The following is a 14,071-nucleotide window of genomic DNA, read 5'->3' as shown; positions in this document are numbered from 1 at the left end:
CGGGAGACGACCGTCAGTTCCACGGTGCCCGGCGTCAGGTTCGCGTCCGGCCAAGGCGCTCGAACGGCTTGGTCAGCGTCGACAAGACCGACATACCCTTGAAGAACATGATCATCTTCCTCGGGCGGCCGTCGACGAACATCAGGTCGAGACCCTTCTGCGACGCCGCGGCCGCTTTGGCGCCGCGCGGGAACATCGTGTTCTCGTAGCGGGTGAGTGCGGTTTCGGCGTCGGGACTGCCGAGGATCTCCCGGGCCAGGTCGGCGCCGTCGATCAGCGCGATGTTGGCGCCTTCGCCCGCGAACGGCGACATGAGGTGCGCGGCGTCGCCGACCAGGGTCACGCCGGGAACCCGCTCCCAGGTCAGACCGGTCGGCAGCGCGTAGATCGGCCGGGGCCAGAAGGCGTCGTCATCGCACTCGCGGATCAGGTCGGTCAGGGCCGGGGCCCAGTCGGGGAACTCGCGCAGCAGCCCCGCACGAACGGATTCCGGTTCGCGCCACTCGATACCGCTGTCGGCGACCCAGTTCTCGGGGACGCGCAGGCCGCAGCCGAACGCGATGGTGTTCCCGCCGTGCCCGCCGATGTACTTGTTGTCCGACAGCGCGAAGAAGTTCCCCCGCCCGGTGAGCGCGAGCGCGTCCGGGTGTTCGGCCGCCGCGTCGGTCAGGCGCATCTCGACCAGGGTGATTCCGGTGTAGCCGGGCTTCTCCGGAGTCAGCAGGGGCCGGATCCTCGACCACGCGCCGTCCGCGCCGACGACGAGATCGGCGCGGAGCGCGGAGCCGTCCGCGAACTCGAGGGCGTGTCCCGCCGTGACGGGCCGCGCGGCGACGACCTTGCGCCCCCAGTCGATCGTGCCCGGCTTCAGCGACTCGACGAGCAGCTGCCGCAGTTCCGTCCGGTCGATTTCCGGCCGGCCACGGCCGCCCGCCGGTTCGCGCCTGTCGACGTGCACCCGCCCGGTCTTGTCGAGCAGGCGCATGTCCTCGCCGCCGACGTGCGTCCGAGCGCGGAACTCCTCGTAAAGGCCGGCTTCCTCGAGCGCGACCTGCCCACTGTCCTCGTGGATGTCGAGCGAGCCGCCCTGCTGCCGGGAATCCGGTGTGGCGTCCGCTTCGTAGACGGTGACGGGTATGCCGTTCCGCTGGAGGATCCGGGCGCAGACGAGACCGCTCAGGCCCGCGCCCACGATGGCGATAGTGCGGGTGGACATGCTGATTCACCCCTTCCTGATGGAGAGCGTTTCCGTGGCGGGCACCGCGGCGGCCACCTGACGAACGGTATTCGTGACGAACCCTGTTCGTCAAGTTGACGAACAGGGTTCGCGACGAATAGCGTTTGCCGGTGCCCCCGCGTGATCCCTTCGGCGCCCCAGAGGTCCAGAGCCGCCGCACCCGACCGGCGAAACCGCCGCTGAGCCGCGACGCGATCGTCGAGGAGGCGCTGCGCCAGATCACCGCGGAAGACGGCGGGGCCATGAGCCTCCGCAAGATCGCGAAGGCCCTCGACACGGGCCCGGCCTCGCTCTACGCCTACGTCAACGACCTGACCGAGCTCCAGGCGCTCGTGCTCGACCGCGCGCTGGAAGCCGTCGAGGTCGACGGGGCCGCGGGCTCATGGCGCGACCGGCTCGAAGCACTCCTCCGCTCCTACGCCGAAGTCCTGCTGGGCCGCCCGGCTGTCGCCCTGATGGCCTTCCGGACCACCGCCGTGGGACCCAACGCGCTGCGCATCGCCGAAGCTCTTCTGGAAATCCTCGCGGAAGCCGGCGTCGACCAGGCGAACGCGGCCTGGGCCATCGACATGCTGACCATGTTCGTCACCGCGGTCGCCGCCGAACACGCACACGGCTCGGACCCGGCCGCACCGGACGGCCCCGTCGCCCAGGCGATCAACCGCGCTCCGGCGAACGAGTACCCCCGCGTCCACGCCGCGCGGACCGAGATCATGTCCGGCACCGGCGAGCAGAGGTTCGCCTGGTCGCTCGACGTCCTCATCCGCGGCATCCTTTCGCGCGCGCGGCTCTGAGCAAGCCGACGACCACGAGTTCGACCGCGCGGGCTTGGTGGTTCACCAGCCGGCGGGACGAAGGTGAGGAAGCGGTTTCGGGCACGTCAGGCCGAGTCGGACGGCCAGGTCCGCGGCGGCCTGCCGGTGTTTTCGGGCCTCTCCGGGAACGTCCGGGTGTTCACCAACGTCAACTACAAGAGCACCTCGGACCTGTTCACCGCCAACGGGCAGCAATCGGATCTGTACCAGGCGAAATTTCTCGATGAGTCCATCAAATTCGTGAGCTGACGCAGAGCCGCGGTGTCGCGCTCGAGGTCGTCAGCGGGCCCATGCCGGGAGATCCGGTACTCACCCGGCATGGGCTCGCGTGTGTGGTTCGGGTGGTCAGCGCAGGAGGTCCAGTGTGCGGCTCCGGTCGTTGAGGGGCACGACGATCAAGTCGGTCACCCCGGCGTCCTGATAGCGCTTCACCGCGTCGGTCACGGTTGTCTCGTCGCCGATGACCAGCGTGTCGGCGGGGCCGGCGAGCCCCGCGCGGTCGAGTGATGCGCGGTACGCGGGCATCTGGCCGACCGCGGCGAGCTGTCCGGCGAAGTCGGCGCGGGCGCGGTCGGGGTCCGGGCTGAGCAGGGTGACCGCCTGGGCCACGATGCGCGCGCCGGGGGCGGCGCGCGGGGCGATGTGTTTGGCCACCATGTCCGGCGTGACCCAGGCGGCGGCCACCCCGTCGGCGAGGTCGTGGGCCAGCTCGAGCATGCGGGGACCGAGCGCCGACAGCAGGAGGGCGGGCGCCGGGGCGGTGATCTCGAGACGGGTGTCGACGGTGAAGAACTCGCCGTCGAAGCGCACGGGTTCGCCGCGCAGCAGGGGGCGCAGCACGGTGAGGTATTCGCGGGTGTGCCGCAACGGGGAGGTGTACGGGAGACCGAGCTGGTCCTGGACGTACCAGGCGTGGCTGGGGCCGACGCCCAGGGTGAGACCGCCGGCGGCGGCCTGGACGGTCAGTGCTTCGGTCGCGGTGGTCACGGGGTGGCGGGGGTAGGTGGCGACGATGGCCGTGCCGACCTCGGCCGGCCGGCGGCCCAAGGAGGCCAGCAGGGTCAGGGGGTCCCACCCGCCGGGGTTCTGGTTGGTCCAGAAGCTGTCGAGGCCGCGGTCGGCGGCGTCGGCCGCGGCGGCCACCACCTCGGCCGGGGACGGGGGACTGATCAAGCCGGTGCCGATGTGCATGCCTCCATCCCAGCCGGAGGCGCCCGGCGGAACCAGACCCACCTAGACTGCTCAGCGATCACTTTTTGTCATCGTGGCGGTGCTGGGGAGGGGACGTGGAACTGCGCGCGCTGCGGTACTTCGTGACCGTTGCCGAGGAGCTGCACTTCGGCCGGGCCGCCGAGCGGCTCGACATCGTGCAGCCGGCGGTGAGTCACCAGATCGCGCGGCTCGAACGGGACCTCGGCATCCGGCTGTTCGACCGCTCGCCGCGGCACGTCCGGCTCACCCCGGCCGGTGTCCGCGTCCTGGAGGCTGCCCGGGAGACGCTCGCCGCCGCGGCGCGCGTGCGCGTGGTCGCCGGAGAACCCGCCGCCCACCTGCGGATCGGTGTCGCGCCAGGCCTGACCGCGCGGTTGGAACGCGCCGCGGAGCTCCTGCTCGACGAGGTCCGACCCGCTCAGGTGTCGCTCGTGGACCTGCCGGTTCCCGCCCGGCTCGCGGCGGTCCGGGGCGGCGAACTGGACCTGGCGCTGGTGCGGGGTCAGGTGGAAGCGGACGGCGTCCGGGTGGTGCGCGCGTGGTCCGAGTCGCTGCTGGCCGTGGTGTCCGACGAGCACCCGGCGGCCGGCCGGCCGGCGGTGTCGTTGACCAACCTGGACCGAGCCGACCTGCGCCTGCCCGCCCGTGAGGAGGATCCGGCGTCGCACGACGCGGTCACCTCGGCCCTGCACCGGGCCGGCCCGGGGGCGACGGGACGGTCGGGCGGCTCGGTCCTCACCGTCCTCATCGAGATCGGCGGCGGGCACGGGTCCTGGACGCTGCTGACGGCGGAGCAACTGGCCGGGTTCGCCGCGCGCCGGGTCCGCGCGGTGCCGCTCGACCCGCCGCTGAGCATCGACGGGCACATCGTCGCGTCGCTGCGAACTCCGGAGGTCTGCGTGTCTTCGTTCGTCCGGGCGTTCACCGACAGCCCGGACACCGAGATGGCCTAGTGCTCGCGGACAGCTTCGCCACCGGAGTGTTCCTTTTTGAGTCTTCTTGAGCGATAGTGGTCGAGTCTGTGTTTTACAACGTTGTAAAGCTCTCGGGAGGCTCGATGCGCAGGCAGCTGTCGTGGAGACGTAACCGGCGCGGACCCGGCGCGATCGGCTGGCTGGCCATCGCTTGCCTCGCTGCCCAGGTCGCGCTCTCCGGCGTCGCGGGCGCGGCACCCGGGGACCGCCCGGCACCGGTGGCGGCGACGCATTTCCTCGACCACGCCGCCGCCCTCGCCGGCTACGCCGATCCTGCCTGGTACGAAACGAACATCCCGTTCGTGGACCTGCCCGACGCCACGATGCAGAGCGTCTACTACTACCGCTGGCGCGTCTTCAAGGAGCACCTGCGCTACACCAATCCCGCCGACGGCTGGATCTCGACGGAGTTCCTCGACTGCTGCGGCTACGCCGCGCCCTACCAGGCGATCAACGCCGCCGCCGGGCACCAGCTGACCGAAGGACGCTGGCTGCGCGATCCCGGCTACAGCCAGGACTACCTCAAGTTCTGGCTCACCGGCCCCGGCGCGGGCGCCAAGCCCGCCACCGAGGACGTCAACGCCGACACCACCGACTGGGCGCACGAGTACAGCGTCTGGCTCGCCACCTCCGCCTACGGCCAAGCCCAGGTGACCGGCGATTTCACGCCGCTGCGCGAACTGCTCCCGGCCCTCGTGCGCCAGTACCGCGGCTGGGACAAGCAGTACAACCCCGACCTGGGCCTCTACTGGTCGGTCCCGGTGTGGGACGCCATGGAGTTCTCCGCCTCGTCCTACGAGTCACCCAACCCGTACCACGGCGGTGCGGGGTACCGGCCGACGCTCAACTCCTACCAGTACGGCGACGCCGTCGCGATCAGCAGGATCGCGGACTCCACCGGCGACCACCGGCTCGCCGCCGAGTACGCCCAGCGCGCCGCCCAGCTCAAGACCGCCCTGCAGAAATGGCTGTGGGACCCGAAACGCGGCTTCTACTACGCCATGGCCCGCGACGGCAACCCGAGCCACCAGCTGTCCGGCAGCCGCGAGCAGATCGGCTACCTCCCCTGGATGTTCGGCGCCGCCCGACCGGCCGACAGCACGGCGTGGTCCCAGCTGCTCGACCCAGGCGGGTTCGCGAGCGCCTACGGCCCGACCACCGCCGAGCGCCGCAGCCCGTTCTTCATGAAGGACGCCGGCGGCTGCTGCCGCTGGGACGGACCGAGCTGGCCCTTCGCCACCTCGCAGACCCTCACCGGCATGGCGAACCTGCTCGACGACTACCCCGCGCAGGCCACGATCTCCCGGGACGACTACGCGAAGGCGCTGGCCACGTACGCGAAGACCCAGACCAAGAACGGCAAACCGTACGTCGCCGAGGCCCACGACCCGGACCGCGACGCGTGGATCTACGACGGCGCCGGCCACAGCGAAGACTACAACCACTCCACCTACACCGACCTCGTCCTTTCCGGACTGATCGGCCTCCGCCCGCAAACCGGCGACACCTTGGCGATCCGGCCGCTCACACCGTCCACATGGGACCATTTCGCCGCCGAGAACGTGCCCTACCACGGGCACAACGTCACCGTGCTGTGGGACCGCGACGGCAAGCACTACGGGCAGGGCGCCGGGATGAACCTCTACCTCGACGGAAAGCTCGTCCGGCACTCCGCGACCTTGCGCGACACCACCATCGACGTCGGCCGTCCCCTTCTCCCCCCGTCCGACGACCTCGTCAACGACGCCGCCAACCCGCTGCGCACGGGCTACCCCCGGCCGATCACCTCCTACACCTGGACCTACGACAACGCGTGGAACGCCCTCGACGGCAAGGTCTGGTACAACGAGGTGCCGGAAAACACCCGCTGGACCAACTACGCCTCACCGAACGCCAGCGACTTCTACGGCGTCGACTTCGGCGCGCCCACCCCGGTTTCCGACATCCGCTGGCACGGCTACGACGACGGCGGCGGGGTCAAGCCGGCCGCCGCCTACCGCCTCGAGTACTGGACCGGCTCGGCCTGGCAGGAGGTGCCCGGCCAGGTCCGCGCGCCGGCGAGCCCGGTCGGCAACGGCGTCAACCGCAGCACGTTCCCCACGCTGACCACCAGCAAGGTCCGGCTCGTGTTCACCAACCCGCCGGGCGCCTTCGTCGGCGTCACCGAGTTCCAGTCGTGGACGCCGTCGAGCCCGGACGCCCGGATCGGCGTCGGGCCGGCCAACGCCAACGGAGTCGTGACGGTCGACCGCAGCACACCGCTCGACGTCACGGTGACCAACACGAGCCGAAGCCCGCTCGTCGCCCCGAGGGTGAGCCTCGCCCTGCCGGACGGCTGGTCGGCCACCCCCGCCGGCGCGCCCGCCGCCGCGATCCCGCCCGGCCAGGCCCGGACGTGGCGCTACACCCTGACCGCCCCGGCGGGCGCCGAGCCGGGCAGCGCCGCGACGCTGACCGCGACAGCGTCCTACCGCGGCCCCGCCGGCGGCACGAAAACCACGCACCAGCGGCAGAACGTCCAGGTCGCCCACCCCGCCGGCCAGCACGACCCGGTCGGCGCCTGGCGACTCGACGAGGGCGCCGGCGCGATCGCCCACGACACCGCCGGGTCCCACGACGCCACCCTGACCGGCTCCCCCGCCTGGGTTCCCGGCGTGACCGGCACGGCGCTGCAGCTCGACGGGGCGAGCCAGTACGCGCAGACGAGCGGGCCCGTCCTGGACACCACCGGCAACTACTCGGTCAGCGCGTGGGTCCGGCTGGACCACACGGGTTCGTGGGCGACCGCGGTCAGCCAGGACGGCGACCCGAGCAGCGGGTTCTACCTCCAGTATTCGGCCGCCGACGACCGCCTGGCGTTCTCGACCAGCTCGGGCCGAGCCCTGTCGGACGCGGCGCCGCAAGCCGGGCGCTGGTACCACCTGACCGGCGTGCACGACGCCGACGCCGGCACCTACGTGCTGTACGTCGACGGCGTGGCGCAGGCCAAGACGTGGACCCAGCTCACCGGCGACGCGGCACCCGGCCCACTAGCGATCGGCCGCGCGGTATCAGGCGGCCGGCACAGCGACTTCTGGCCCGGCGGGGTCGACGACGTCGTGGTGTGGAACCGGGCGCTGACCGCGGCCGACATCACCTCGGGAGGCACCGGGACGAGGTGATCGGGGAAGCACCGGACCAGCCTTTCGCAGAGGTGCGGGGCACCATCGAGGCCGGGCGGACGCCCTGACGAAGGAGGACCTCGACCCCCTGGTTCAGGACGCGGTGCGGTACCGCCCGGCGCGCATGGGCGGGTGCGACCTTCTCCTGCCTCCCGGCCGACGACGTCACCCAGGAGCACGCGCAGGGCAGCCTCGGCCGCCGCGCCGGAAGACTGAGCGCGCCGTGTGACCTTGGCCACCGGCGCCGGGCCGCACCCCGGGCTTCCTCGGCAAACCCGCGCGGGCCGGGCGGCCGAGCGGAATCCTGCGTACGTTGGCACCGGAAAACCGGGCCGAAGCCGTAGGCTCGGTGACCAACCGCTTAGTTCGCTCGAAACGAGCCCGCTTCTCAACGACGAGGAGGTCCTCCGTGACCGATTCCCCTTCCCGTGTCGCCGTGGTCACCGGTGCCGGCCGCGGCATCGGTGCCGCCGTTGCCGCGCGGCTGGCCGATGACGGCTTCGCCGTCGCGCTGCTGGACTTGGACGAGGCCGGCGTCAAGCAGGGTGCCGAGGCGATCGTCGCCAAGGGCGGCAAGGCCGTCGGGGTCGCCCTGGACGTCAGTGACGCCGAACAGGTCGAGGCCGCCGTCACCCGCGTCGCCGATGAGCTCGGCCCGCCCGTCGTGCTGATCAACAACGCCGGCATCACCCGCGACAACCTGATCTTCAAGATGACCGAGCAGGACTGGGACTCCGTGCTCGGCGTGCACCTCAAGGGCTCGTTCCTGATGACCCGCGCGGTGCAGAAGTACATGACCCAGGAGAAGTACGGCCGGATCGTCAACCTCTCCAGCACTTCGGCGCTGGGCAACCGCGGCCAGGTCAACTACTCCGCCGCCAAGGCCGGCATGCAGGGCTTCACCAAGACCCTCGCCATCGAGCTGGGCAAGTTCAACGTCACCGCCAACGCGATCGCGCCGGGGTTCATCGCCACCGACATGACCGCCGCGACGGCCGAGCGCCTCGGCATGGGCTTCGAGGACTTCAAGGCCGCGGCCGCGACGCAGATCCCGGTGCAGCGCGTCGGCACGCCCGACGACATCGCGAACCTGGCCTCGTTCCTGGTCAGCGAAGGTGCCGGGTTCATCTCCGGCCAGGTCATCTACGCCGCCGGCGGACCGAAGGACTGAGGCCGATGCGCGAATTCGAGAACCTGGACGCCTTCGCCGCCGCGGTCGGCGAGCACCTCGGGTACAGCGAGTGGCTGAAGGTCACCCAGGACCGGGTGAACCTGTTCGCCGACGCCACCGACGACCACCAGTGGATCCACGTCGACGAGCCGATGGCGACCGCGGGCCCGTTCGGCGGCACCATCGCCCACGGCTTCCTGACGCTGTCGCTGCTCTCGGCGTTCGGCCCGAAGATCTACAAGGTCAACGGCATCAAGATGGGCATCAACTACGGCCTCAACAAGGTCCGCTTCCCGCAGCCGGTGAAGGTCGGCTCGAAGGTGCGCGCCGGGGCCGAGCTGGTGGAGGTCACCGACATCCCCGGCGGCAAGCAGGCGGTGTCGAAGTGGACCGTCGAGATCGACGGCGAGGCGAAGCCCGCTTGCGTCGCCGAGTGGGTGACGCGTTTCCTGGCGTGATGCCATCCGGGAAGCGTCACTTTCCCCACGAAAGTGACGCTTCCCGGTGCACTCTGTACGTCATACCGACTAGTCGGTATGCTCCCTTGCACCATGCTTGAGGAGGCTGGATGAACCCGCCAGGACTCGACCTGGACCGCCTGCGTGCCCACCTGGACGCGCACCGGCCCGGCCTGGTCGCCGGGGAGCTGACCGCGGACGTCGTCGAGGGCGGCCGGTCGAACCTCACCTACGTGGTGAGCGACGGCCGGTCGCGCTGGGTGGTGCGCCGCCCGCCGCTCGGGCACGTGCTGCCCACCGCGCACGACATGACCCGCGAGTTCCGGGTGATCTCCGGCCTGCGCGACACCGCCGTGCCGGTGCCCGAAGCGATCCTGCTCTGCGAGGACGCCGACGTCGTCGGCGCGCGGTTCTACGTCATGAGCTTCGTCGAGGGCACGCCCTACCGCAGTGCCGAGGAGCTCGCGCAGCTCGGCGAGGCCCGCACCCGGGCCATCGCCGACGCGCTGGTCGACACGCTCGTCGACCTGCACGCCGTCGACCCGGCCGCCGTCGGGCTCGGGGACTTCGGCCGGCCCGAGGGCTTCCTGGAACGGCAGCTGCGACGCTGGAAGAAGCAGCTCGACGCCTCGCGCAGCCGCGACCTGGACGGCATCGACGAGCTGCACGACCGGCTCGCCGCGGCCGTCCCGGTGTCCGGCAAGCCGTCGATCATCCACGGCGACTACCGGCTCGACAACGTCCTGGTCGACAAGAACGACACCATCTCGGCGGTGCTCGACTGGGAGATGTCGACGCTGGGCGATCCGCTGACCGACCTCGCGCTGCTGGTGGCCTACGCCGAGCGCGACAAGGTGTCGCTGCAGTTCGTCTCCAACGCCAGCTCGGCGCCGGGCTACCCGACCACCGACCAGGTCGTCGCCCGCTACGCCGAACGCTCGGGACGCGACGTCGCGCAGCTCGACTGGTACGTCAGCTTCGCGTTCTTCAAGCTCGCCGTGATCCTGGAAGGCATCCACTACCGCCACAGCAAGGGTCAGACGGTCGGAGCGGGCTTCGAGGGCGTCGGGGCCGGCGTCCCGCTGCTCATCACGCACGGCAACGAGATTCTCAAAGAGGAGAAGTAAATGGACTTCGCGTTCGACGAGAAGACCGAGGAGCTGCGCGGGAAGCTCCTCGAGTTCATGGACTCGCACATCTACCCCGCCGAGCCGGTGTTCGAGCGGCAGCTCGCCGAACGCGACGACCCGTGGGCCATCCCGCCGGTCATGGACGAGCTCAAGGCCGAGGCCCGCAAGCGCGGCCTGTGGAACTTCTTCCTCCCCGGCGAGCACGGCGCAGGCCTGACGAACCTGCAGTACGCGCCGCTCGCGGAGATCACCGGCCGCAGCATCCGGCTCGCCCCGACCGCGGTCAACTGCGCGGCCCCGGACACCGGGAACATGGAAGTGCTCTCGATGTTCGGCAACGAGCAGCAGCAGAAGCAGTGGCTGGAACCGTTGCTCAACGGCGAGATCCGCTCCGCGTTCGCGATGACCGAGCCGGACGTCGCCTCCTCCGACGCCCGCAACATCGAAACCAGCATCCGCCGCGACGGCGACGAATACGTGATCAACGGCCGGAAGTGGTACATCTCCGGCGCGATGAACCCCGCGTGCAAGATCTTCATCGTCATGGGCAAGACCGACCCGGAAGCCGCGCCGCACAAGCAGCAGAGCATGATCCTGGTTCCCCGCGACGCGCCGGGCGTGACGGTCAAGCGCGGCATGCACGTCTTCGGCTACGACGACAGCGACCACGGCGGCCACGCCGAAGTGCTGTTCGAGGACGTCCGCGTGCCGGTGGAGAACCTGATCGCCGGTGAGGGCGACGGCTTCGCGATCGCCCAGGCCCGGCTCGGCCCGGGCCGCATCCACCACTGCATGCGCGCCATCGGCATGGCCGAGCGCGCGCTGGAGCTGATGTGCCGCCGGGCGATCTCGCGCGAGGCGTTCGGCAAGCCGATCGCGCAGCAGGGCGTCGTGCAGGACTGGATCGCCGAGTCGCGCGTGAAGATCGAGCAGCAGCGGCTGCTCGTGCTCAAGACCGCGTGGCTGATGGACACCGTCGGCAACCAGGGCGCGCACACCGAGATCCAGGCGATCAAGATCTCGACCCCGATCACCGTCGAGTGGATCCTCGACAAGGCCGTCCAGGTGCACGGCGCGGGCGGCGTCAGCCAGGACTTCCCGCTGGCCGCGATGTGGGCCGGGAACCGCACGCTGCGCCTGGCCGACGGGCCGGACGAGGTCCACAAGCGGTCGCTGGCCCGGCGTGAGCTGAAGAAGTACCTCTCGGAGGGCGCGAAGTGACTGTCACCGCCGAAGACCTGACCCGCCAGGCGACCGAGTTCCTCGCCTCGCACGACCCCGCGTCGACCGACCGCATGGACTTCCTGCGGGCCCGGTTCGACGCCGGCCTCGCCTGGATCCACTTCCCCGCCGGCCTCGGCGGGCAGAACGCGCCGCGCGCGCTGCAGTCCGTTGTGGACGCTGTCTTCACCGAAGCGGGCGCGCCGGACAACAACCCGCGCCGGATCGGCATCGGCCTCGGCATGGCCGCACCGACGATCCTCGCGTTCGGCACGCCGGAGCAGCACGAGCGCTTCCTGCGTCCACTGTGGACCGGCGAAGAGGTGTGGTGCCAGCTGTTCTCCGAGCCGGGCGCCGGCTCCGACCTCGCGGCGCTGGGCACGCGGGCGGTGCGCGACGGCGACGACTGGATCGTCACCGGCCAGAAGGTGTGGACGTCGGGCGCGCACGAGTCGCAGTGGGCGATCCTGGTCACCCGCACCGACCCGGACGTGCCGAAGCACCAGGGCATGACGTACTTCCTGTGCGACATGACCGCCCCGGGCGTCGAGGTCCGGCCGCTGCGCCAGATCACCGGCGAGGCCGAGTTCAACGAGGTGTTCCTGACCGAGGTCCGGATCCCGGACACCCAGCGCCTCGGCGCGGTCGGCGAGGGCTGGAAGGTCGCGCAGACCACGTTGATGAACGAGCGCGTCGCGATCGGCGGGCACGTGCAGCCGCGCGAAGGCGGGCTCATCGGCATCGTCACGAAGACCTGGCGCGAGCGGCCCGAGCTGCGCACGCCGGAGCTGCGTGACCGGCTCGTGCAGCGCTGGGTCGAGGCCGAGACGCTGCGGCTGGCCGGCACCCGGCTGCGCCAGCAGCTGACCGCGGGCGCGCCCGGGCCGGAGGGCTCGGCCATGAAGGTCGCGTTCTCGGAGCTGAACCAGGCGCTCACCGGCCTGGAGGTCGAACTGCTCGGCGAAGAGGGCCTGGCGTACGACGACTGGACGTTCCGGCGCCCGGCGATCGTCGACTTCACCGGCCGCGAAGCCGGCTACCGCTACCTGCGCGCGAAGGGGAACTCCATCGAGGGCGGCACCTCGGAGGTCCTGCGCAACATCATCGCCGAGCGCGTGCTGGGGCTGCCCTCGGAGCCGCGCGTCGACAAGGACGTCGCCTGGAAGGACCTCCCCCGATGACCGACCTGCTGTATTCCGACGTCGAGGAAGATCTGCGGGCCTCCGTCCGGGACCTGCTCAAGGCGAAGGCCACTCCCGAGGCGCTGCTGGCGCGCGTCGAAACGGCCGAGGGTTACGACCTGAAGCTGTGGCGCACGCTGGCCGACGAGGTCGGCGTGGCCGGGCTGGCGGTGCCCGAGGAGCTGGGCGGGCACGGCGCGTCGGCCCGCGAGGTCGCCGTGGTGGCCGAGGAGCTGGGCCGCAGCGTCGCCCCGGTGCCGTTCCTGGGCAGCGTCGTGCTGGCGACGACGGCGCTGGTCCGCGCGGGCGCGGGCGGCTTCGTCCGCCGGCTGGCGGCGGGATCGGCGATCGGCGCGCTGGCCGTGCCGTTGTCGACGGCGCCGGGCGCGGGCTTCCCGTCGTCGGTGACCGTTTCGGCCGACGGCAAGCTGTCCGGCCGGGTGGGCACGGTCGCCGACGCGTCGGTGGCGGACCTGCTGGTCGTCCCGGCCGCGGGCCCGGACGGGCCGGGCCTGTACGTGGTCGAGGCCTCGGCGGCGACGGTGACCGAGCTGGTGTCGTTCGACCTGACGCGCCGGGTGGCCGACGTGGTGCTCGACAACGCGCCGGCGGTCCTGGTGGCCTCGGGACCGGACGCGGCTTCGGCGCTGGAGGAAGCGCTGCTGTTCGGCGCGGGAATCCTGGCTTCGGAGCAGACCGGCGTCGCCGAATGGGCGCTGACGGAGACGGTTTCGTACCTGAAAGGCCGGTACCAGTTCGGCCGTCCGGTGGGCGGGTTCCAGTCGCTGAAGCACCGCCTGGCGAACCTGTACACGGACCTGGTGCTGGCCCGGGCGGCGGCACGCTACGCGGCGGACTCGCTGGCGACGGGCACCGACGTGCCGATCGCGGTGTCGGTCGCGCAGGCGCGGGTCTCGCCGATCGCGGTCCACGCGACGGAGGAGGCGATCCAGCTGCACGGCGGCATCGGGATGACGTGGGAGCACCCGGCCCACCTGTACCTGAAGCGCGCGAAGGCGGACGAGCTGGCGTTGGGGACTCCGGGGAAGCACCGGGCCCGGCTGGCGGAGCTGGTGAACCTGCCCGCTTGACCCCCATGTGGCGTTCGGGGCGCTGACGCAGCCGAACGCCACATCGGGGCGTTGGGGCGCCTGACGCACCGAACACCATGGTGTGGCGTGGGTGCCCGGCTGCGGCGGTGTCAGCCGGGCAGCAAGCGGTGTGCTTCGGCCAACGCGGGAGTCCCCTCCGCCCGCCGGGCGCGCCGCCGTCAACCGGACCGGATCGGCCCCGGCCGCCTCGCCGACCCCGCAGAGCAACCTCGGTCGCGAGCACCCCACCCACATCGGCGACCCACCACTTCGGCTTGGTTTCGGCCGCCTCGCCGCGATCCACGGACCAGCGGACATCCGACCAGCCGCGCCGCGCCGATCACGCGCGGCGCCAGGCAGCGGCGAGCCTGCCCCGGCCGGGACAGGCCACCTCGCCGACCAGGTGAAACCCGCCCGGCC

Annotated in this window: 12 protein-coding genes; 10 read left to right on the top strand and 2 right to left on the bottom strand. The window is 71.3% G+C overall.

All coding sequences use genetic code 11. The features are described 5' to 3' along the window. Positions 1-34: 34 nt before the first annotated feature. A complete protein-coding gene (locus ABZ342_RS41715) occupies positions 35-1,216 on the bottom strand; it encodes an NAD(P)/FAD-dependent oxidoreductase (RefSeq protein ID WP_360485524.1) in 1,182 nt (393 codons plus the stop codon). A gap of 131 nt (positions 1,217-1,347) precedes the next feature. Here ABZ342_RS41715 and ABZ342_RS41710 point away from each other — a divergent pair, with 131 nt between their 5' ends. Together ABZ342_RS41710 and ABZ342_RS41705 are read left to right on the top strand one after the other, a co-directional pair. Next, a complete protein-coding gene (locus ABZ342_RS41710; protein ID WP_360485521.1) occupies positions 1,348-2,031 on the top strand; it encodes a TetR/AcrR family transcriptional regulator in 684 nt (227 codons plus the stop codon). Between the two features lie 63 nt (positions 2,032-2,094). Beyond that, positions 2,095-2,301, top strand: coding sequence for a hypothetical protein (locus ABZ342_RS41705; protein WP_360485518.1), 207 nt, complete (start codon positions 2,095-2,097; stop codon positions 2,299-2,301). Positions 2,302-2,397: 96 nt separating this feature from the next. Here ABZ342_RS41705 and ABZ342_RS41700 read toward each other — a convergent pair whose 3' ends face one another. Beyond that, positions 2,398-3,243, bottom strand: a complete 846-nt coding sequence (locus ABZ342_RS41700; protein WP_360485515.1) for an LLM class flavin-dependent oxidoreductase — start codon at positions 3,241-3,243, stop codon at positions 2,398-2,400. Positions 3,244-3,338: 95 nt separating this feature from the next. Between ABZ342_RS41700 and ABZ342_RS41695 the strand changes: the two genes are divergently transcribed. The 8 genes from ABZ342_RS41695 (at position 3,339) to ABZ342_RS41660 (ending at position 13,651) form a co-directional block, all read left to right on the top strand. After that, the gene (locus ABZ342_RS41695) at positions 3,339-4,217 is read left to right on the top strand and encodes a LysR family transcriptional regulator (protein ID WP_360485512.1); all 879 of its coding nucleotides are present in this window, start codon (positions 3,339-3,341) and stop codon (positions 4,215-4,217) included. A 104-nt stretch (positions 4,218-4,321) separates the two neighbouring features. Then, positions 4,322-7,399 carry a LamG-like jellyroll fold domain-containing protein gene (locus ABZ342_RS41690; RefSeq protein ID WP_360485509.1) on the top strand — a complete coding sequence of 1,026 codons (3,078 nt, stop codon included), beginning with the start codon at positions 4,322-4,324 and terminating at the stop codon, positions 7,397-7,399. A 409-nt stretch (positions 7,400-7,808) separates the two neighbouring features. Further along, on the top strand, positions 7,809-8,570 hold the full coding sequence (gene fabG, locus ABZ342_RS41685) for a 3-oxoacyl-ACP reductase FabG (RefSeq protein ID WP_155542942.1): 762 nt from the start codon (positions 7,809-7,811) through the stop codon (positions 8,568-8,570). A gap of 5 nt (positions 8,571-8,575) precedes the next feature. Further along, on the top strand, positions 8,576-9,028 hold the full coding sequence (locus tag ABZ342_RS41680; protein ID WP_155542941.1) for a MaoC family dehydratase: 453 nt from the start codon (positions 8,576-8,578) through the stop codon (positions 9,026-9,028). A gap of 110 nt (positions 9,029-9,138) precedes the next feature. Beyond that, positions 9,139-10,155, top strand: a complete 1,017-nt coding sequence (locus tag ABZ342_RS41675; RefSeq protein WP_360485505.1) for a phosphotransferase family protein — start codon at positions 9,139-9,141, stop codon at positions 10,153-10,155. Next, entirely contained in the window at positions 10,156-11,379 is a 1,224-nt protein-coding gene (locus ABZ342_RS41670; RefSeq protein ID WP_360485502.1) for an acyl-CoA dehydrogenase family protein, read from the top strand. It abuts the gene before it with no gap. Then, the gene (locus tag ABZ342_RS41665; RefSeq protein ID WP_155542938.1) at positions 11,376-12,560 is read left to right on the top strand and encodes an acyl-CoA dehydrogenase family protein; all 1,185 of its coding nucleotides are present in this window, start codon (positions 11,376-11,378) and stop codon (positions 12,558-12,560) included. The genes ABZ342_RS41670 and ABZ342_RS41665 overlap by 4 nt, the downstream gene beginning before the upstream one ends. Next, positions 12,557-13,651 (top strand): acyl-CoA dehydrogenase family protein, encoded by a 1,095-nt coding sequence (locus tag ABZ342_RS41660; RefSeq protein ID WP_360485498.1) that lies wholly within the window; start codon positions 12,557-12,559, stop codon positions 13,649-13,651. Before ABZ342_RS41665 ends, ABZ342_RS41660 begins: the two co-directional genes overlap by 4 nt. Positions 13,652-14,071: the final 420 nt, after the last annotated feature.

It is taken from the genome of Amycolatopsis sp. NPDC005961, from assembly GCF_040629235.1.
In the GTDB taxonomy this organism is placed as follows: domain Bacteria; phylum Actinomycetota; class Actinomycetes; order Mycobacteriales; family Pseudonocardiaceae; genus Amycolatopsis; species Amycolatopsis camponoti.
This window is presented reverse-complemented; position numbering and strand designations above follow the sequence as displayed.

Excerpts from the sequence above, each read along its gene's own strand:
- ABZ342_RS41690 (WP_360485509.1), top strand. The coding sequence starts at position 4,322 with ATGCGCAGGCAGCTGTCGTGGAGACGTAACCGGCGCGGACCCGGCGCG.
- ABZ342_RS41675 (WP_360485505.1), top strand. The coding sequence starts at position 9,139 with ATGAACCCGCCAGGACTCGACCTGGACCGCCTGCGTGCCCACCTGGAC.
- ABZ342_RS41680 (WP_155542941.1), top strand. The coding sequence starts at position 8,576 with ATGCGCGAATTCGAGAACCTGGACGCCTTCGCCGCCGCGGTCGGCGAG.
- ABZ342_RS41670 (WP_360485502.1), top strand. The coding sequence starts at position 10,156 with ATGGACTTCGCGTTCGACGAGAAGACCGAGGAGCTGCGCGGGAAGCTC.
- ABZ342_RS41660 (WP_360485498.1), top strand. The coding sequence starts at position 12,557 with ATGACCGACCTGCTGTATTCCGACGTCGAGGAAGATCTGCGGGCCTCC.
- ABZ342_RS41715 (WP_360485524.1), bottom strand. The coding sequence starts at position 1,216 with ATGTCCACCCGCACTATCGCCATCGTGGGCGCGGGCCTGAGCGGTCTC.
- ABZ342_RS41700 (WP_360485515.1), bottom strand. The coding sequence starts at position 3,243 with ATGCACATCGGCACCGGCTTGATCAGTCCCCCGTCCCCGGCCGAGGTG.